This window comes from Streptococcus sp. SO4 (assembly GCF_030440055.1).
GTDB lineage: Bacteria > Bacillota > Bacilli > Lactobacillales > Streptococcaceae > Streptococcus > Streptococcus nidrosiense.
The window spans coordinates 1-1,083 of record NZ_JAQFJI010000033.1 but is presented as its reverse complement, the minus strand read 5'-3'; the positions used below and the strand labels follow the sequence as shown (position 1 = coordinate 1,083).

Genomic DNA, 1,083 nt, shown 5'->3' with positions numbered 1-1,083 from the left:
AAAACCAACCAAACAAACAGTAACCTTTGAAGGTGCGGGTGTAGATACTCCAATTCCTAATGTTCAAACTGACTTCACATTCACTGGTAAGCAAAAACAGGCAGATGGAACAATTACATGGGATCAACCAAGCCATACATACGGTAAGGTTATTGTTCCAGTTGTAGAAGGATTCTATTCAGATAAGGCAGAAGCTGGATCTAAAGTTGTAACTCCAGATCAACCAAAAGTAACAGATCATGTTATCTACAAACCACTTGGAAGCTTGGTGCCAAAATCTGACGATCCAAAATTCCCATCAACGCCAAATGTGAAGTATCCGAATGATCCGACAGATCCAACTAAGCCAAGTAAACCAATTGTACCAAATGTCCCAGGCTACAAACCATACTTGCCAGATCCAAACGATCCGACGAAACCAGATACAGATAAACCAGTAGAACCAGGTAAGGAGCTACCAAATCTTCCAACAAACCCAGGTGATGATACTCCAATCATCTACGTGCCAATCGTGGATAAGGTCACAAAACCAACCAAACAAACGGTAACCTTTGAAGGTGCGGGTGTAGATACTCCAACTCCTAATGTTCAAACTGACTTCACATTCACTGGTAAACAAAAACAGGCAGATGGAACAATTACATGGGATCAACCAAGCCATACATACGGTAAGGTTATTGTTCCAGTTGTAGAAGGATTCTATTCAGATAGGGCAGAAGCTGGATCTAAAGTTGTAACTCCAGATCAACCAGAAGTGACAGATCATGTTATCTACAAACCACTTGGAAGCTTGGTGCCAAAATCTGACGATCCAAAATTCCCATCAACGCCAAATGTGAAGTATCCGAATGATCCGACAGATCCAACTAAGCCAAGTAAACCAATTGTACCAAATGTCCCAGGCTACAAACCATACTTGCCAGATCCAAACGATCCGACGAAACCAGATACAGATAAACCAGTAGAACCAGGTAAGGAGCTACCAAATCTTCCAACAAACCCAGGTGATGATACTCCAATCATCTACGTTCCAATCGTAAATGATGTGACAAAACCAACCAAACAAACAGTAACCTTTGAAGG

At 41.6% G+C, this 1,083-nt stretch carries 1 pseudogene; it reads left to right on the top strand.

What is annotated here, in order from left to right:
* Nucleotides 1–1,083, top strand: a pseudogene (locus PCY08_RS09935) (hypothetical protein); the annotation flags it as partial.